The 17,721-nt window shown below is 61.1% G+C and carries 14 protein-coding genes and 1 tRNA gene; 10 read left to right on the forward strand and 5 right to left on the reverse strand.

What is annotated here, in order from left to right; translation table 11 throughout:
* Window positions 1–98, forward strand: a 98-nt coding sequence (locus ACR0FC_RS07460) for an EF-Tu C-terminal domain-related protein (protein ID WP_480636862.1), incomplete at its 5' end; no start/stop codon positions are given.
* Between the two features lie 6 nt (window positions 99–104).
* Here the strand turns inward: ACR0FC_RS07460 and ACR0FC_RS07465 are convergent.
* Together ACR0FC_RS07465 and ACR0FC_RS07470 are read right to left on the reverse strand one after the other, a co-directional pair.
* Window positions 105–494, reverse strand: a complete 390-nt coding sequence (locus tag ACR0FC_RS07465; RefSeq protein ID WP_170339496.1) for a hypothetical protein — start codon at window positions 492–494, stop codon at window positions 105–107.
* A gap of 45 nt (window positions 495–539) precedes the next feature.
* Window positions 540–1,244 carry a lysophospholipid acyltransferase family protein gene (locus ACR0FC_RS07470; RefSeq protein WP_170339498.1) on the reverse strand — a complete coding sequence of 235 codons (705 nt, stop codon included), beginning with the start codon at window positions 1,242–1,244 and terminating at the stop codon, window positions 540–542.
* Between the two features lie 144 nt (window positions 1,245–1,388).
* Between ACR0FC_RS07470 and ACR0FC_RS07475 the strand changes: the two genes are divergently transcribed.
* The 8 genes from ACR0FC_RS07475 to lptF all read left to right on the forward strand — a co-directional run bounded on the left by ACR0FC_RS07475 (window position 1,389) and on the right by lptF (window position 14,107).
* Window positions 1,389–1,464: transfer RNA gene (locus tag ACR0FC_RS07475), tRNA-Trp, on the forward strand.
* Window positions 1,465–1,668: 204 nt separating this feature from the next.
* Window positions 1,669–4,983 carry an AAA family ATPase gene (locus tag ACR0FC_RS07480; RefSeq protein ID WP_170339499.1) on the forward strand — a complete coding sequence of 1,105 codons (3,315 nt, stop codon included), beginning with the start codon at window positions 1,669–1,671 and terminating at the stop codon, window positions 4,981–4,983.
* Between the two features lie 123 nt (window positions 4,984–5,106).
* On the forward strand, window positions 5,107–6,666 hold the full coding sequence (locus ACR0FC_RS07485; RefSeq protein ID WP_170339501.1) for an FAD-binding oxidoreductase: 1,560 nt from the start codon (window positions 5,107–5,109) through the stop codon (window positions 6,664–6,666).
* Between the two features lie 44 nt (window positions 6,667–6,710).
* Window positions 6,711–8,411 (forward strand): hypothetical protein, encoded by a 1,701-nt coding sequence (locus tag ACR0FC_RS07490; RefSeq protein WP_170339503.1) that lies wholly within the window; start codon window positions 6,711–6,713, stop codon window positions 8,409–8,411.
* Window positions 8,404–10,161: a ferritin-like domain-containing protein gene (locus ACR0FC_RS07495; RefSeq protein ID WP_170339505.1), complete on the forward strand. Its 1,758-nt coding sequence runs from the start codon at window positions 8,404–8,406 to the stop codon at window positions 10,159–10,161. The genes ACR0FC_RS07490 and ACR0FC_RS07495 overlap by 8 nt, the downstream gene beginning before the upstream one ends.
* On the forward strand, window positions 10,158–11,465 hold the full coding sequence (locus tag ACR0FC_RS07500) for a radical SAM/SPASM domain-containing protein (protein ID WP_170339507.1): 1,308 nt from the start codon (window positions 10,158–10,160) through the stop codon (window positions 11,463–11,465). The genes ACR0FC_RS07495 and ACR0FC_RS07500 overlap by 4 nt, the downstream gene beginning before the upstream one ends.
* Window positions 11,466–11,476: 11 nt before the next feature.
* A complete protein-coding gene (qhpG, locus tag ACR0FC_RS07505; RefSeq protein ID WP_170339509.1) occupies window positions 11,477–12,916 on the forward strand; it encodes a flavin-dependent monooxygenase QhpG in 1,440 nt (479 codons plus the stop codon).
* A 51-nt stretch (window positions 12,917–12,967) separates the two neighbouring features.
* Window positions 12,968–14,107, forward strand: coding sequence for an LPS export ABC transporter permease LptF (lptF, locus tag ACR0FC_RS07510; RefSeq protein WP_170339511.1), 1,140 nt, complete (start codon window positions 12,968–12,970; stop codon window positions 14,105–14,107).
* A gap of 2 nt (window positions 14,108–14,109) precedes the next feature.
* Here lptF and ACR0FC_RS07515 read toward each other — a convergent pair whose 3' ends face one another.
* The gene (locus ACR0FC_RS07515) at window positions 14,110–14,952 is read right to left on the reverse strand and encodes a LysR family transcriptional regulator (RefSeq protein ID WP_170339513.1); all 843 of its coding nucleotides are present in this window, start codon (window positions 14,950–14,952) and stop codon (window positions 14,110–14,112) included.
* A 98-nt stretch (window positions 14,953–15,050) separates the two neighbouring features.
* Between ACR0FC_RS07515 and ACR0FC_RS07520 the strand changes: the two genes are divergently transcribed.
* Window positions 15,051–15,641 (forward strand): HD domain-containing protein, encoded by a 591-nt coding sequence (locus tag ACR0FC_RS07520; RefSeq protein ID WP_170339515.1) that lies wholly within the window; start codon window positions 15,051–15,053, stop codon window positions 15,639–15,641.
* Here ACR0FC_RS07520 and speB read toward each other — a convergent pair.
* Window positions 15,638–16,480, reverse strand: a complete 843-nt coding sequence (gene speB / locus ACR0FC_RS07525; RefSeq protein ID WP_170339517.1) for an agmatinase — start codon at window positions 16,478–16,480, stop codon at window positions 15,638–15,640. The two genes, ACR0FC_RS07520 and speB, sit on opposite strands and share 4 nt — an antisense overlap.
* Window positions 16,477–17,646 carry a carboxynorspermidine decarboxylase gene (nspC, locus tag ACR0FC_RS07530; protein ID WP_170339520.1) on the reverse strand — a complete coding sequence of 390 codons (1,170 nt, stop codon included), beginning with the start codon at window positions 17,644–17,646 and terminating at the stop codon, window positions 16,477–16,479. Before nspC ends, speB begins: the two co-directional genes overlap by 4 nt.
* Window positions 17,647–17,721 lie beyond the last annotated feature (75 nt).

Genomic DNA, 17,721 nt, shown 5'->3' on the forward strand with positions numbered 1-17,721 from the left:
TGATCGCCCCGATCGCCATGGAAAACGGTCTGCGCTTCGCCATCCGCGAAGGCGGCCGCACCGTCGGCGCAGGCGTCGTGTCCAAAATCATCGAGTAAGGCGCATCAGCGCATATTGATGAAAAGGGCGTCCCTTGGGGCGCCCTTTTTCTTATTGGGAAGCCGATCAGACGGTTCCAAGTCTGCCAGTGTTTTCGATTTGATGGTGCCCCCGACCCTCGGCTTGAGAAATCTTAACCTTCCGCCCATCTGCTCCAGAAGCTGAACGTCTACCTGATGTGCAACGCCGAAAGCGACCTGTGCACGCTCGGCAGAATGCCCGAACAGCAGGAGGACGCGATGTTTGGCTTTGAGTTTCTGAAATACGGGGCGCAAATCCTTCACAACAAGGACCTGGAAGATATGCGCGAGGCCATTCTCAGCGATGATGATCACGAAGTCGACTGCACCGTCAGAGATTTTTTTCGGGAACGCAGAAGGCTTGGGGGCAAGCAAACCGGTGCCCTTCGCCGTGACTTTGGCGGAAAGCAGGCGGGCTGATCAGAGCTTTGGTTCCCACGGGGCGCGACCGACCATACGATCGGCCTCGGCGGTGATGTCATTCATGTGCTTCTCGAGGCTTTGGCGCAGTTGCTCGATCTGCTCGTCCGTGGCCTTGCGGGGTACGGTCTCAGTCCATTCGCGGCACAGAAAGACGCCTTCGTTGCGCCAGGGGCGCGGCAGCAGCAGCCGGTCCCAGGTGCCTGCCTCACGGCCATGGCGGGCCGAATAGGTGATGCCAAAAACGCGTTTTCCTGAGCTGCGCGCCCAGACCAGCGGGACGGTCGAGCACACCCGTTCCGGGCCGCGTGGACCGTCGGCAGCTATGCCGATCGAGATCCCTTGTTTCATCTTGCCCAGCACTTCACGCGACAGGGCCACGTGACGCTTGTGGCTGGACATGGCGATGGTGTCCATGCCGAAGAGCTTCTGCACCCGGCCCACCATGCTGCCGGCGCGCGCGGCCGATGTGATCGAGCAGATGCGCCCTTTGTCCAGCGGAAAGAAATAGGGCGATTGTGCCAGCCGCTGGTGCCACAGCACGACGATGACCGGCTCGCCCTGTTCCGCGAGCTTGTCCAGTTCATCATAGCCGATCCGCTTCCATTTGGTGTTACGATGGACCATCCTGATGTAGCTGGCGATGCGGCGCGCGGCCCAGTTCAGGGTCGTCTCGCTGTCGGCAATCTTCTTGCGAAGGCTCAAGGGTAATTTCCTCTCGGTGGGCCGAACCTTGTCTTATAGAACTGCACGACGCACGCAACTTCTTTGTCGATTGCATATGTGTCCGAGAAACTGAAAAAGCCTCTTGAGTCCGTCGCGCCGCTGGCATATCTGATGGCGCACCACAGGGGTATAGCTCAGTTGGTAGAGCGACGGTCTCCAAAACCGTAGGTCGCGGGTTCGAACCCTGCTGCCCCTGCCATTCTCCAAGCAATTCAGCAATGCTGCCTCCAAGGTCAACCGTGCTGTGCCGGTTTGGTTCGCCAAACCTCTTGACGTGCGGGTAAAGAACGAAAAGGCTGTTCAGTCAGTTGGATAATGAACGGGTCACGGTTTGCGACGCGCGATCTGCGCGGGGTGGACCGAGCCAAAACAAACCGGCGTTGGACAGGCCGTTGGGGGAGAAATGACGGATATCGCCGCTTTTCTGGAGAAGTTGGGGCTGTCCAAATACGCCCCCGCTTTCGCTGCGGCAGAAGTGGCCTTGTCCGACCTCGTTCATCTGTCCGAGCATGATCTGATCGATCTCGGGCTGCCGCTGGGTCCGCGACGTCGCCTAATTGCCGCAACCGCGCGTTTTGCCCAGGATACGGCCGGTGACGCCGTGCACACTCGCCGACAGGGGAAAATCGTGGCCGAGCGCCGGCAATTGACGGTCATGTTCGTTGACCTCGTCGGCTCGACGGCAATGTCCGAGCGCCTGGATCCGGAAGACCTGGGCGAACTGGTGCGTCGATTCAAAGAGACTTGCACAACCGCCGTCTCGAAATTCGGTGGTCACATCGCCTGTTTCATGGGGGATGGTGCGATGATCTATTTCGGCTATCCGCACGCGCAGGAGGATGCGGCCTCGCGTGCGATCGAGGCCGGGTTGCAGATTTTGGACGAACTCCCCGCGATCGACCGAAAGGAAGAGCTGCAGGCGCGGATCGGAATCGCCACGGGACTTGTGGTGGTCGGCACAATCTATGGGGACGGGTTGCGGGAAAACGACGTGGTCATGGGGCGGACGCCGAATCTGGCCGCCCGCCTGCAGGGTTTGGCCGAACCAAATTCGCTGATCATCAGCCCCTCGACGCGCCGCCTGATCGGGGGCGCTTTCCGGCTGAAGGATGCGGGCAGGCATGTTCTGAAGGGGTTTGCGGACGAGGTTCAGGCCTGGACCGTGGAGGGTGCCGCACGGATCGAACGGCGGTTCGAGATCAATCCCGAAGCGGGTTCCGGCCGTCTGATCGGTCGCGGCTCCGAGTTTCGCAAGCTGTGTGACAAGTGGAACGAAGCCAGTCACGGGGCGGGTCAATCCGTTCTGATCTCAGGTGAGGCGGGGATCGGAAAGTCCCGGCTGATCGAAGGGTTGGCGCACGAGTTGCAGGGTCAGGACATTCTGCGTCTGAATTTTCAATGCTCGCCGCTGCACTCAAGCAGTGCTCTGTATCCGATCGTGCAGCAACTGGAACGTTCAGCCGGGTTCGCGCCGGCGGATACGGACGCCCAAAAGCTGGACAAGCTTCTGCCGCTGCTGCGGTACCTGACGTCCGAACAGCAGCGCCTGATTGCGGATTTGTTGAGCATCGATGCCGATGATGCACTAGGACCCTTGGACTTGCCGCCGCAGGTCAAGTTGGAAAAGACGCTGGAAGCCGTAACGCAGCAATTGGTGTCGATGGCCCGAAGCAAACCCGTTCTGTTGCTGTTCGAAGACGCGCATTGGGTGGACCCGACCACGCTTTCGCTGACGGATAGGGTGATCGAGCGGATTCGTGACCTGCCGGTTCTTATCGTGGTCACGGCCCGGCAGGGGTTTGACCCCAGCTGGGGGCACCACCACAACACGTTGCACATCCCCCTGACCCGATTGTCGAATGCCGAGGTGGCGGAAATCGTCACGGATGTCGCGGGGGGCAAGCCTTTGCCGGGACCGGTCTGCGACCTGATTGCCGCCAAGACCGATGGGATCCCGCTCTTTGTACAGGAGGTGACGCGCGGCCTTCTGGAATCCGGCCAGTTGCGGCTGACCGAGGATGGCTATGTCCTGCGCGGTCCGCTGCCGTCGCTGTCGGTGCCCAGCACGCTCAAGGATTCGCTGATGGAGCGACTCGACCGCCTGGGTATGGCAAAGGACGTGGCGCAGACCGGCGCCGTGTTCGGGCGACGCTTTTCGGTGGCTCTGGTCGCGGCGGTCTCCATGCTGCCGGCGGCGTCGATGCAGGCCAGCCTGGAACAATTGGCAATGGCGGGCATCATCCAGCGGCCACCGGACGGGGCCGAGGACGAATACCTGTTTCGCCATGCCCTGATCCGGGACATGGCCTATGACAGCCTTCTGCGATCCGAGCGGCAGGTCCTGCACGACCAGGCTGCGGGTGTATTGCTGGACCAGCAACCCTATCTTGCACAGACCCAGCCCGAAGTTCTGGCCCAGCACTATACGCTGGCAAATCGCCCCGAAGAGGCCGTTACTCATTGGCAAAACGCCGGTCAGAGAGCGATCGAGCGGTCGGCCCTGTCCGAAGCACTGACCCATTTGTCCAAGGCGCTCGGTCTTGTCTCAGACCTGCCGAAAAGCCGCGACCGCGACTTGCGCGAGATTGACCTGCAAGTGCTTCGGGCCGGTGTCTTGCGCTCGACTGACGGGATTGCAGGCGAAGCGACAGGCGAGGCCTATGGCCGGCTGCGCGAGCTGTGCCGTCGGGCCCGCGAGACGGAACGCCTTTTCCCGGTTCTCAATGGGCTTTATGCGTTTCACCTTGTGCGGGCCGAGTACCGCCTGGCCGGTGAGGTGGCGGACCAGATCCTGGACCTGGCTGAAGTCAGCGGCCGGACCGAGCACCGGATGGTAGGGCACCGCGCCATGGGGGCCGTACAACTGCACATCGGCAATCTGACCGATGCCAGAGCGCACCTTGAGCAGGCCTGGACCCTTTACGATTTCAAAACACATGGGAAGCTGGCCTATGTCTATGGCACCGACCATGCGGCCATCACAGCTGGCTTCCTGGGGGTCTGTTACAGCCTGATGGGTGAGCCGGCCCGTGCGCGAAAGGTTCAGGCGCAAGCTTTGGACTGGGCCAATGAATTGCAACACGCGCACAGCGTAGCCCAGGTCTTGACCTATACGTGCATGGTCCATCTGTTGCACCGTGATATCGACGCACTGATCGCGACCGTCGCACCGCTGGAGGAGATTTCTCGCGAGCACAGGTTGGCCTTCATGTCGATCACCGCCCGCATGTGGCTCGGTTGGGCGCGGGCGCACCGGACCCCGGACGCCGAGCACATCGCGGCCCTGCGGCAGGCGTCGGATGACTGGTGGTCTAGTGGCGCCGGAAACTACAAAAGCTTCTTTCTATCGCTGATCGCGGAACTTCTGGTGCGTGCCGGGGGGCTCAAGGCCGCCAAGCAGGCGCTGACGCAGGCTGAACTTTGGCGCAAAGATACCGACGAAGGCTGGGCCGATGCCGAGGTTTTCAGGGTCCGCTCGTTGCTTGACGATCATGAGCGGAAAGATCCTGAACCGATCCTCAAACAGGCGGTGTCCGAGGCGCGCAAATGCGGGGCCAGCCTGTTCGAACTGCGCGCAGCCGTGGCGCTGACGCGCCACGTTTCCAAAACCGCGGGGAAGCCGGGGCCATGGCTGTCGGATGCCCTGGAACGTTTCGACCCAAAGGCCGACATCCCGGAATTGCTTGAAGCCCGGGCATTGCTTGAAACGATCTCTTGACCGGTACGGAAGCTTTCTGCCAGCTTGGGACGGGCAGAAATGGGTTGATGGAAAGACCGTAAAACGTGCGCGCAGTGTTTTTTCCCTGCGCGTTCTGCATGTTATGCCAAGGGAGCGCCCATCATGCGCAAGATAAGCAAGACCATTCTGGCCAAGGATCGCGTCGCCTCCAGCCGAACGGACCTATCGCTGCAGCGCTATCATCCGATTACGCCCGAGCAGATACGGGAGTTTGAAAAAGGCCTGGTTGGATCGGTCGTTTTGCCGACGGACCCGAACTACAACACGGATCGCCAACTTTGGAACCCGGCCTTTCAGGACTACCCGGAAATCATTGTCTATTGCGAAACCATTCAGGACGTGCGGGCCAGTCTGGCCTTCGCGCGGGCCCATGATCTGTGGGTGGTCAGCCGATCGGGCCGGCACAGTACGGCGGGGTACTCGGTCAACAATGCGATGGTGCTGGATACCAGCAGGATGTGTTACGTGACGGTCGATCCAGATACCCCGATGGCCTATGTCGGCCCCGGTACCCCGTTCAAAGTCCTGAACTCGGTGCTGGATTCCTATCACCTGCATGTGCCGGGTGGCGCGTGTCAGGATGTCTGCGTGGCCGGATTCATGATGGGCGGAGGATACGGGTTCACGTCGCGCCTGTTCGGAATGGCCTGCGACAATGTCCTGGGCGTGACGGTTATGCTGTGGGATGGCAGTATCGTAATCGCGGATGACACGACCAACCCCGATCTTTTCTGGGCGATCCGGGGAGGCACCGGCAACAATTTCGGGGTGCTTCTGGAAATCCGGTTCAAGCTGCACAACCTTTACGAAGTTTGGGGCGTTCATATCAAATGGCCGCTGGACAGGGCTGCCAAGGCTTTGGAGTTTCTGCAGGCCAACTACATGAAGGACGGACTCTCGGACAAATTTGGGGCCTACATCTTTCTGGCTTATCAAGGAGACCAGAAGGTTCTTTTGGTCTCGGCCCTATATCACGGCCCCGAAGACGAAGGGCGCCGGGTCATCCAGCCGCTGCTGGACGAACCCATCGGCGGCCACATGGAAAACAGCAAGACAGGAACCTACCAGCAGATCAATTCCTGGCTGTATGACGAGAAATACGACATCCCGGTGGTCCCGGATCAAGCCCGCGAAGACAAGCAGGGCGGGTATATCGCCCGCCAGTTGTCGCAAGATGAATGGCAAAGGGTCGTCGATTATCTGGACAGCACGCCGAACGCCTACGGGGCGGTGGCGATCGAGCCGTATGGCGGGGCGATCAACCGAATGCCGGTTGGCAAACAGGGAAACGCCTTCATTCACCGCGACGTGTCGATGAATTTCTACGTTGACGTGTTTTGGTTGTCCGAGGATGAGAAAGACGTCGTGGTCCCATGGCTGGATGGGTTCATGCAGATGATGACGGACGAGGGCTTCTTCATCGACCGCTGTTATCAAAATTATCCGCGGCGCACTCAGCTGAACTATCGATGGCTCTATTGGGGCGACAACTTCAACTCACTTCTGTTCGTGAAGCAGAAATTCGACCCCCAGAACTTCTTTCACTACCAGCAGAGCATTTCTCCGGTTCCGGACGACGCGCCGCCGGACATCATTCGGGATAAGTCGACTCCGTTCTTCTCGGACCCGACGATCACCTATCAAAGCTATTCGTACCCCTGAAAACAGGTTGCGGAGCGGCATGGCCAAACTGGAGAGGGCCCGGCATGGACACGATACAGGAAATCTTCTTTTTGCCGCCGATGGCCGTTGCCAGGCTTGGTCCGGGCGAGACCCCGCTGGAAAGCTACGAATGGCAGCAGGATCTGGACGCGCATGGCAACAACAAGACGGTCATACGCTCGAACGTGACTTTGCGGGAAAACGAGGATGGGAGTGTCTCGGCCCACCTGCCGGACCCGCGGAAGATCCGATTTCGGGATGAAGGCACCGGCGCCCTGCGCCCGGTCGCGCCGTTCTTTGAGCTGTGGGCGCGGATGTTCGATGCTGAAACCGGCGAGGCCTATGAAACTCCTGTCACTCTGAACCTTCTTGAAGGGCAGGGGCTGTCGCTGAAGAACATCCGCTACACTGTCGCTGTAGGCAATCAGAAAGCCGCCCGCCGCACCGGAGATGCAGCCTGCGGGTTTCGCGCCCGGGTCGAGATCGCGGCCGAGGACTTTTCTCCCAAACCCTTGCTGGCCTTCAGCCCGCACACGTCGGAACAGCAGCCGCTGGTCTATGAACACAACCCGATCCCGCTGGGCTCGGTGCGGGTTGTCCGCCCGGTCCAAGGGACGGACGAGCCGGTGCCCGGCGAGATGGTGGACCGCAGTCTTCTGCGTTTGCGGTTCACTCCGCCCAAGGGCGAGGTATACGGCCCGCCCGATGCCGCCTTCGGCCCTGCAACCCTTGCTGTGCCGGGATACAAGAATGACCCGCCCAAATCGGAATATGGCCGGATTCATGAGATCGTGCCGGCGCAGAACCGCATCCTGAACCCGGACACGCCCTGGTCGAAATGGATCATGATGTCGGGGTTGTCTGATGATCCCGAACCGCATGACAGTTATGATGGTGCCCGAGTCGGCAACGATCAGTCCTGGGGGGTGGTTGACGACACCTGTGATGGAACGATCGAAGCCACGCTGGCTGTTCGAGGTCAGCGTTTGGTCGCCCGGGCGCGCATCTTCACCGGACCGCCGGATTTCGCTCCGGATTGCCGGCCTTTCTACAGCCTCGAAGACGATCTGGCGGATCGCGACATGTCGTTGATCTCGGTCACCGCAGAAAACTACCTTGATGCAAAAACCGAAGTGGTCGACATCTTCCGAAAGGCGTTCGAGACCAACAGCCTGATCAATCTGGATGACATCCGGGCACAAGGCCTCAAAGACAACGCCTCTCTTCAGGCTCAGACCAATATCGCTCCCACACCGGGCCTGCCGTCCACCGATGCGGCATCGATGACGGAAAAGGACGCGGTGCCTCCCGACAAGATCGACGAGTTGATCCGCCCACAGCCGGTGTCGGTTTTCTCGAACTCGGTCCCGAATGAACAGCTGCCCTATACGGTCGCCACCAAGTTTGTGCACGAGCAGTTGATCGATGAGGAAAACCTTTTGGACTTTCTGCGCCGCAGGCCTGATTTCGTGCGGCGATTGATGCGCCCGCCCTTTGGCATTCTGGCCCAGTTCGAAGAGGATCCGAACCCTGACCAGACACCCGATCCCGCCTTCCGCGACCCGCGGATCGTGCGCGACATGATGCACGACGCCCGCATGCCGCCCTACATGCGGGATTCCAACTATTTTCCGCTCTCGCTGTCACGGCGGCAGTACCATCTGGTGATGTCTTTCATCGATTACCTCGAGGCGCACCCGCCCGCGCCCGGAACCGAACCGGTAGGAGAGCCTCGGGATGTCTGACAAACCAGCGCCGATCCGCATCAAACCCCGCAATCTGACGGCCCGTGCGGCCTACAAGGTGCCCGGCAACCCTGACAACACCCGGCTGGACGGGTCGGTCGGAAATTGTTTCCCGGGGCTGGAAATGGACGTACGCGACCTTGATCGCCGGTTCTTTCCGGGATTGGTTTTCAATGCCGTACGTGTCCCACTGAACCCGGTTCCGGAAGCACCCGAAAACACGCAAGGGTTTCATCTGGTCTATGTCGACTATTTCTATGACCCGATGTTGCCCGATGACAGTTCGGCACCTTGGGTGCAGGACTTGCTGGACGCCTATCGTGGCGAAATCGGCGCCGAGCTGTCCAGCGGCCGGTGGTTTCTGGCCTGGGTCGAACAAGGCGGTCGACGTATCTCGTTCCGCGACGACAAGGGCAAACCCTACGACGGCATGCTGGTCTGGCGGTTCATCCGCAGCCTTGAATGCGGCGACGACCATCCGGTGACCATCGCACTGGAGCGGCGCAATCACGACGGTGTCGTCGACGCACCGCCGGTCGTCCTGCATGGATACCGCCGGCAGTACCGCACCGAAGCCGGCGTGTTCGATACGGCCTACGACCCCGGAGAGCTGACCCAAAGCCTGTGCAATCCCTGGTCGCATGACTTTCGGGATTGCGGCTGCCACTACTGGCCATCAAACCACCCGGATGTGGTCACTGCCGAAGTACCGCATGACACCCGCCTGCCGACTGGTGCGCCCGACGATCCGGTTGTGGCCGAAACCTATCTGGATTGGCTGCGCTCGGACAAATCGCCCTCGGGCAATGTGGCGGCGTTGAATACCGTCGAACAGAACCGCCCGTTTCAGATCGACCATTACGAGGTCAACCAGATGTGGAGCGACCTGCCGATCGTAGTCGAGGGACGCGAGACCGGCGAAGTCTATGAGGCCGACACGGACCTGCCCGGTGTCGAACCGTATGAAAGCGTAGCGGCGATGGTCAAAGACCTGCAGACCCGTCTGGCGCCGATGGAGATGACGCTCAGCCTGCAATACCTCTATGCCTATTTTTCGCTGGCCGATCCCGAAACCGTCGGTTCCGAGCGCTGGCCAACGCTGAAGGATGATCTGATCTTTGCGCGGCGCGCCCTGCTTGAAGTTGCGATCGGCGAGATGACCCACATGCGCTGGGCAAACCAGTTGCTGTGGTCGTTGCAGGGCAAGGATTACGAACCGGTGCTGACGCCCGCGCTTGCCCTGCCCATCGGACCCAAGCGGATCATCCCACGGTCGTTGCGCCCTTTGACGCCTGAGGCCATCGACGACTTCATCGAGATCGAACGCCCCGACGGGTTCATAGACCGCGCTTATGCCCAGTGCGTGGCGACACTGGAACACAAGGCGTTCACCGATCGGCGCCTGTATGCTTTGGCCGTGCGGATCGACACCGACGGCGACGAACATTTTCTGCGGTTCCGCCAGATGAAGGACGTTCTGGCCAAATACCAAACGGGCCGCGGCACACCTGCCTATCTGCGCCCGATCCAAGTGGGCTCGGAAACGCAGGCGAAAGAGGCACTGGATCTGTTCCGCCGCATCACCGATGGGCTGGAACAGGCCTATCAAAACGAGGCTCAGAACCGATTCACCGAAGCGCAGGAGTATATCCAGCAGGTGCGCGACACGATGAAAAGCTTCCGGGTCGCCGGTGAAGCCTTGGCGGAAAAGGGTATCGGTATCCCGTTCTGGCCCGAGGTCGAGACATGACCCACCCATCTGCCGAGGTGCATTTTTTCGAAACGACCTTGGGCGAGCACATGCTGGCCGTAGATGGCTCGCGCGTGTTCGACGTGCCCGACGGAACGGCGGATCACTTCGCCCGTATGACCGCCGAAGGACAGCGAGGGTTTCTGTCGAAGATGGGTCTTGATGGTGTGCCGTTCATTGACGCCGCGCCGCCGCGCCGCATGCCGGTCAGGTCTTTGTCGCTGGCGGTCGCGCAGAAATGCAACTTGGCGTGCACATATTGCTATGCCTCGCAGGGCAGCTTTGGTGGTCCTGCCCGCAGTATGGAATGGGAGGTCGCGAAAGCCTCGGTCGATCGGCTGATCATGGACGCGGAACCCCGCTCCCGGATCAATCTTGCCTTCCTGGGAGGCGAGCCGTTGATCAATCGCGACCTGATCCGAAAAACGACGATTTATGCTGCCGAACACGCGCAACGCAACAACGTGGATGTGGGCTTTTCGATCACGACGAACGGCACGTTGCTGCGCCCGGAGGACGCTGAGTTTTTCGAAGACCACGCCTTTGCCGTCACCATCAGTCTGGATGGTGTTGGCAAGGCACATGACCGGCTGCGCCCCAACCGGGGTGGGCGCGGCAGCTACGACATCATTCTGCGCAAGGTGCAGCCGTTGCTGGACAAACAACATCGCATGCAGGTGGGCGCTCGGGTCACCGTGACACCGCGCAACCTCGAGCTGCCTGAGACCCTGAACCATTTCATAGGCTTGGGTTTCCACTCGGTCGGGTTCTCACCCATGCTGGCTTCGCCAACTGGGCGCGAAGAAATGAGCAGCAAGGACATGGCCGAAATGCTTTCGCAGATGATCCGCTGCGGACGCGTTTTCGAAGACGCCGTGCTGCAGGGCCGCCGCTTTCCCTTCTCGAACATGGCCGCCGCAATGCACGAGATCCACCGTGGCACGCACCGGCCCTACGCTTGCGGAGCCGGTGGCGGATATTTCGGGGTTTCGGCGGATGGCGATCTGTTCGCCTGCCACCGCTTCGTCGAGGATGACTTGGCCGCGATGGGCAACGTCCATGACGGCCCGGATGCGCGACGAGAAGCCTGGCTGGCCGAGCGCCACGTGCACAACCAATCGCCGTGCAACACCTGTTGGGCACGGTACATGTGCGGTGGCGGTTGCCATCACGAGGTCATTCATCGTGGCCGCCCGGCATGTGATTATATCCGCGGTTGGCTGGATTTTTGCCTGCAGGCCTATGTCCGGCTGTCGGCTGCCCGCCCGGATTTCTTCGGCGACGCAGCCCGCCGTTCGGCCTGAGGGCGCAGCGGATGGCGGCCGAGATTGAAACCGAGATCTGCGTGATCGGCGGTGGTCCGGCCGGGGCTATGACGGCGATGCGGCTGGCACAGCTGGGGCGACGAGTCTGTCTGCTGGAACGCGCCATCTTCCCACGCCCACATATCGGCGAGTCACTTCCTTCCTCCATCTGGCCCATTCTGCGGTTTCTGGGTGTGGACGATGCGATGAAAGCTGCGGGATTCCTGCAATCGTCGGGTTCCGTCCTTATGTGGGGCGCGGCGTTTGAAAGGAGAGGTGAGCCAGTTGACGATCCGGGCCTTCTGGTGGATCGCAGCCGGTTCGATGCCATCCTACTGGACGCTGCACGCCAGTCGGGTGTTCGTGTGTTGCAACCCGCACGCGCCTATCGACCACGGCGCACCGGCTCCGGTTGGGAGGTTCCGATCCTGACTGCGCAGGGAAAAAGCCGACTGCGCGCCGACCTTTTGGTGGATGCGGCGGGCAAGCATGCGGGCCTGGGTCGAAGGTTCCGCCCGGCCTCAGCGCCATTGACAGCGCTCTATGCCTATTGGCAAGCCCCTCCGGGTTTTGGCACGCAGGCCCGCGTGGAGGCTGGTGATGCCCATTGGTATTGGGGCGCAGCACAGCCGGATGGTACGGTCAACGCTTGCATTTTCATTGACCCGTCGGATTGCACTGGTTTGTCGCCGGCAGCCCGGCGTGATCTGTATCTGAACCTTCTGGCACGATCGACTCTTCTGGCCGGCTGTCTGGAGCAGGCGCGGATGGGCCCGGTGCGCCGGTGTGATGCCAGCAGCCAATGTGAATTGACACCGCCCGCCGATGATCTGCTGCGTGTGGGCGAAGCGAGTTTCTCGGTCGATGCGCTGTCATCGCAAGGGGTGCAACTGTCTATGGCGCAGGCCATGCAGGCGGCAGTGGTTGCGAACACGATTCTGACTCGGCCCTGCGACACCAACATCGCGCTGGGATTCTATTCGGGACGACAGCGCGAACGCGTAGAAACCCACGCCGAATTGGCGGCGGCATTCTATGCACGTCACCACGAGGTCACCTCTGGTCCGTTCTGGAGCCAGCGCGCACAGCCTCTGGACTGGCTTCGCCGCCCGCCTGCGGACCTGCAGAACGCCGAGTTGTCCCCGGGCGAGGTGCTTCGCCGGTCGCCGGAGGCGAAGCTGATACAGGGCGGTGTGCAAGGCGACGCGTATGTTGTGCGGTCAGAGATTCTGACCCACCCCAATTTGCCGCGCCCGGTCCACTCGCTGGCGGGGGCCGAACTGGCGCCGTTGATATCCGATCTGCGCGACTCACGCTCTGTGCCCGATATTCTGCAGCGATGGTCGAGCCGCATCGGACCCACCTCGGCGGCACAGGTCCTGCGGTGGCTGTGGCACACCAAAATCCTTGTGCCGGCCGGTGAGTTGGGGCGCAATCGCGGTTCCCCTTGACTGGCGAATGGCCTAATGTCCCGCCAGGATAAAACAGCCGAAAGAGGTCACATGTCGCGCTTTGATGGGTATTTCCTGCGGCAGCTATTGGTTCTTTTCGGCTTTTTCACGCTTGTTCTGGTGGGCGTGTTCTGGATCACCCGCTCGGTCAGCCTGTTCGAACACGTCATCAGTGGCGGCCAGTCGGCTATGGTTTTTCTGGAGTTCACGGCGCTGACCCTGCCAACACTTGTCCGAACGGTCATGCCGATGGCGGTCTTTGCCGCCGCAGTCTATGCCACCAACCGGCTGAGCCGGGAAAGCGAACTGACCGTGATGCTGGCCACCGGTTCCAGCCCATGGCGGCTGGGCCGGGCGGTGTTGCTGTTTGGTCTGGTGGCGGGGCTGATGATGGCGATCGTCAGCGTCATTCTGCGGCCCGCTTCCGTAGAACAGCTGGAATTGCGCCAGGCCGAGGTGGCAGGTGACATCACCGCGCAGTTGCTCAACGAGGGGGAGTTCATGCACCCGGCTCGGGGCGTGACCGTCTATATCGGTCGGATTGATCTGGATGGCACATTGCACGAGGTGTTCGTGTCCGACCGTCGCGATCAGGAAAACCCCGCCACATACTCCAGCACGTCCGCCTATCTGGTGAACAACGGATCCGGCGTTCATCTGGTGATGGTGGATGGGGTTGCACTGCGGTTGAACAAGGAAGGCAAGACCCTGTCGTCGACCCTTTTCGACGATGCATCATACGACATTTCGGAGCTGTCCCGAAACACCGACAATGGACGCCGCAGTCTTGAGGCGATTCCGACGATCGAGTTGTTGGGCGATCTTGACGCCGTCGCTGCGGCGGATGGCTACCCGTTGGGGGAATTGGTGGAAGAGCTGCACCAGCGGTTTTCCTGGATCGCGATCTGCATCACCGTGGCGCTGGTGGGGTATTCGACTCTGATGCTGGGTAGTTTTTCCCGGTTCGGCCTTTGGCCACAGATATTCGCAGCATTCACGATTCTTGTCTTGTTGGAAGGCGTGCGTGGGTTCGTATCTCCGGTGGTGATCAAGGATGCGAAGCTATGGCCGATGCTCTATGGTCCAGCCGTTGTCGGGTTCGCAATATCGGCCGTGTTCCTGGCTTTCGCCGGAAGACCGATCATTCGCCGGCGGGTGAGAGCCGCCGCACCCGCGCCATCCCCGGTCTGAGATTAGCCCCGCAACTCCGACAGGCACTGGTGTAGTTCACCCAACAGTTTTTGGTGGTCATCCTCTGCGCGCGAGACAAGGTGGACTGGTAGAATTAGCGGTGCCGCTTCGTCGACCTTGCGAAGCGCGCCATTCGCAAGGTGTGGGGCGACGACGCTGTGCGGGAAAAAACCGCGCCCGCCGCGTTGCAGGATATAGCGCAGTGCCATCATGCAATTGCCCAGAAACACGGTTTGCCCAGCAGACAACCGGGCCAGACCGCGTACATGCTCCTGATAGCCTTCACCAAGTTCGAGGTTGATGAAAACAGGATCGCTGCCGGACTTAGCCAGATGGGGCGTCTCGACAAGGATCAAATGCTCAGGCGGCAAGTCCTGGCACGAGATCCCGGACCGCGATGGCCTCTCATGTGTGAAAGCCACGTCCAGAACGTGCGAAGCAACGGCCTCGGCCATGTTCAGCGTGTGGTCATAGTTGAGCGTCAACAGAAGTTTGCCAAACCTCTGCTCGAACCGGACGGCCAGATCGACCAGAAGCGGGTCCCAGATGCTGAGCTGAGCGCCCAGGCGAAGGGCCACACGACCTTGACTTTGGGCCGGCAGGTCTTGCGAGGCGAAGGACCAAAGCGACAGCATCTGTTCGGCATAGGGTTTGAACTGCGCCCCGAAGTCGGTGAGGCTGGTACCGCCGGCACCACGTGAAAACAGGGCTTTGCCCGTGGCCGCCTCAAGCTGGCGGATCCGTGCACTGACAGCCGTCTGTGTCACGTTCATCCGTCGGGCCGCAGCATGGAAACCACCGGCTTCCGCCACACATAAAAACGTTTCGAGCTCACGCATCTGCATGTGAAACTATTTTTTGATCGGCGTGATAAAATCAATTCATTTTTTCTATTGGGTGGTCGCGACTAGTCTGGCAGTGACCCGCAGACAAAGGACCCGCCATGCTGGACAAAAGCCACAAACCCACCTGGACCAGTTTCGAAGAGGCCACCAAGGCCGATTGGGACGCCGTCATGGAATATGAAGAGGCGTACAACGCGGCTTTGCCCGACCGGATTCTGGACGCGATCCGGTCCTTGGACGAGGAATGGACACCCTATCCGGTCAACCGGTATCAGCACAGCCTGCAGGCCGCGACGCGGGCCTACGAGGATGGCGCGGATGAGGAACTGGTCGTGGCTGCTCTGATCCATGACACCGGGGACATCCTGTCACCCTACAACCACGGCGAGCTGTCAGCGGCGATGATGAAGCCCTATGTCAGCGAACGCACCCATTGGATTTTGAAACATCACTGTGTGTTCCAGGGCTATTACTACAATCACCATCTGGGCGGAGACCGCAATGCGCGCGACAAGTATCGCGACAGCCCTTACTGGGAGGACTGCCGCTATTTCTGCCACGAATACGATCAGAAGGCGTTCGACCCGGACTATCCGACCAGGCCACTGGAGTTCTTCGAGCCCATGCTGCGCCGCGTGTTGAACAAGGGCGAGGGGCACATGGAACTCAACGAAACCGCCGAGGACTAGCAGGACGCCATCAGGCGATAAACGATCTGTGCCGTGGTGAAATCCCACGCCGCGTTGCCGTCCGGGGCCAGTTCGACCACGTCGAAGCCCACGCAGCGGCGGCCTTTCAAGGCGTGTTCGACCAGATGCAGCGCCTGATAGTATCCCAGCCCGCCCGGAACCGGCGTGCCGGTTGCGGGCATCAATGACGGGTCCAGCCCGTCGACGTCAAAGCTGACATAGACCAGTTCGGGAAAGTCCTCGGGCAGGTCGACGGCATGAATGTTGCCGGTGACCAGCTCTTCGGCATCCACATGGAAGACACGGTTCCTCAGACGGCTTTTGGCTTCTTCGGTCGAGAAGGCGCGTACGCCGAATTGCGCCAGACGGACGCCTTCCTCGGCCAGCAGGTGCATGACCGAGGCGTGGCTGTGTTTCTCGCCCTGATAGGCGTTGCGCAGGTCGGCATGGGCGTCGATTTGCACGATGCCGAGGGGCTGACCCAATGCGCGGGCCACGCCCATCACCGCGCCATAGCTCAGCGAGTGTTCACCGCCCAGCGTGACCGGCACCGTGCCGGCGCGGATCGCGGCCTCGGTGCGCTGGGCCAGACGCTCCATGACGTCCGGCAGCGGGCCGGTGCAATCCAGCGAAGGTTCGGTGAAGATGCCATCGACACAGGGTTCGGAATGTCCAGTGATGCGTTCGAGTTCATTGCTGGCTGCGATGATCGCGGCGGGGCCGCATGCAGTGCCCGAACCGTAGGAGACCGTCCGTTCCAACGGCACCGGGATGACACGGAACCGGGCGTCTTCGCTGCGTTCGGCCTCGGTCAGTTCGCTGTCGAGGAAAATGCTCATGAAAGCCTCTCTTTGAAGTCGTCGTAGCCGAATTCCCTGATGATCTTCAGGTCATCGGTTTCGCTGTTCCACAGGGCGATGGTGGGCAGAGGCACACCGTTGAACGTGTTGGTCTTGACCATCGAGTAATGCGCCTGATCGAGGAAGGCAAAGCGCTGCCCGATCTGCAGCGGCTCGGCCCAAGTGTAGTCGCCGATCACGTCGCCCGCGAGGCACGAGGGGCCGCCCAGGCGATAGGTGTGGCCGGTTTCGGCTTCGTCCATCAGGGCGGGGCGGTAGGGGGCCTCGATCACGTCGGGCATGTGGCAGGTGGCCGAGATGTCGGTGATTGCCAGATCCATGCCATTGTGCGGCAGGTCGAGGATTTCGCCCACCAGGATGCCCGCATCCAGTGCCACGGCCTCGCCGGGTTCCAGATAGACCTCGACGCCGTATTTGGCGCGGATGGTCTTGATGAACTCCACCAGCCCGTCGCGGTCATAGTCGCTGCGGGTGATATGGTGGCCGCCGCCGAAATTCAGCCATTTCAACCCGTTCAGGAAGGGGGCGAGTTTCGGTTCGATCGCCGCCCATGTGCGCGCCAGCGGCTCGAACCCCTGTTCGCAGAGCGTGTGCATGTGCAGGCCATCCACGCCCTCCAGCGCCTTGGCGTCTAGTTGGCTGACCGGGGTGCCGAGGCGCGAGCACGGGGCGCAGGGGTCGTATTTCGCAACCTCGCCTTCGGAATGCTCGGGGTTGATGCGCAGCCCGACCTGCCGCCCGGCGGCCTGTGCCTTGGCCAAAAAGCGGTCTTTCTGCGCGGGGCTGTTGAAGATGATGTGATCCGACAGCGCGAGGATTTCGTCGATATCGGCGTCCTTGTAGCCCGCGCAGAAAGTCGCGACCTCGCCGCCATATTCCTCGCGCCCCAGCCGCGCCTCAAAGATGCCGCTGGCGCAGGTGCCGCCGAGATACTGGCGCACCAGCGGGGCCAGCGCGAACATCGAAAAGGCCTTGAGCGCCGACAGGATATGCGCGCCGGAATGCTCTCCGATATCGGCCAGAACCGCCAGGTTCCGCTCCACCGCCTTTTCGTCGACGACGAAGCAGGGAGAGGGGACGCGGGTCAGGTCGAAGTGGCGGAAGGCGCCGGCGTCTCCGGCTTGTGTCTGCATCAGTTGGGTCATGTCCGGCGTCTCCGATTGGTGGATAGGCCAGGGGTGCGACTTGTCGCCATTGGCGCTCGGACCAATGGCGACCCC

Source organism: Ruegeria sp. BB9 (assembly GCF_056539345.1).

What these genes read in the sequence shown, in the direction of transcription:
- ACR0FC_RS07480 (WP_170339499.1), top strand. Translation starts at nt 1,669, where the DNA reads ATGACGGATATCGCCGCTTTTCTGGAGAAGTTGGGGCTGTCCAAATAC.
- ACR0FC_RS07485 (WP_170339501.1), top strand. Translation starts at nt 5,107, where the DNA reads ATGCGCAAGATAAGCAAGACCATTCTGGCCAAGGATCGCGTCGCCTCC.
- ACR0FC_RS07490 (WP_170339503.1), top strand. Translation starts at nt 6,711, where the DNA reads ATGGACACGATACAGGAAATCTTCTTTTTGCCGCCGATGGCCGTTGCC.
- ACR0FC_RS07495 (WP_170339505.1), top strand. Translation starts at nt 8,404, where the DNA reads ATGTCTGACAAACCAGCGCCGATCCGCATCAAACCCCGCAATCTGACG.
- ACR0FC_RS07500 (WP_170339507.1), top strand. Translation starts at nt 10,158, where the DNA reads ATGACCCACCCATCTGCCGAGGTGCATTTTTTCGAAACGACCTTGGGC.
- qhpG (WP_170339509.1), top strand. Translation starts at nt 11,477, where the DNA reads ATGGCGGCCGAGATTGAAACCGAGATCTGCGTGATCGGCGGTGGTCCG.
- lptF (WP_170339511.1), top strand. Translation starts at nt 12,968, where the DNA reads ATGTCGCGCTTTGATGGGTATTTCCTGCGGCAGCTATTGGTTCTTTTC.
- ACR0FC_RS07515 (WP_170339513.1), bottom strand. Translation starts at nt 14,952, where the DNA reads ATGCAGATGCGTGAGCTCGAAACGTTTTTATGTGTGGCGGAAGCCGGT.
- ACR0FC_RS07520 (WP_170339515.1), top strand. Translation starts at nt 15,051, where the DNA reads ATGCTGGACAAAAGCCACAAACCCACCTGGACCAGTTTCGAAGAGGCC.
- speB (WP_170339517.1), bottom strand. Translation starts at nt 16,480, where the DNA reads ATGAGCATTTTCCTCGACAGCGAACTGACCGAGGCCGAACGCAGCGAA.
- nspC (WP_170339520.1), bottom strand. Translation starts at nt 17,646, where the DNA reads ATGACCCAACTGATGCAGACACAAGCCGGAGACGCCGGCGCCTTCCGC.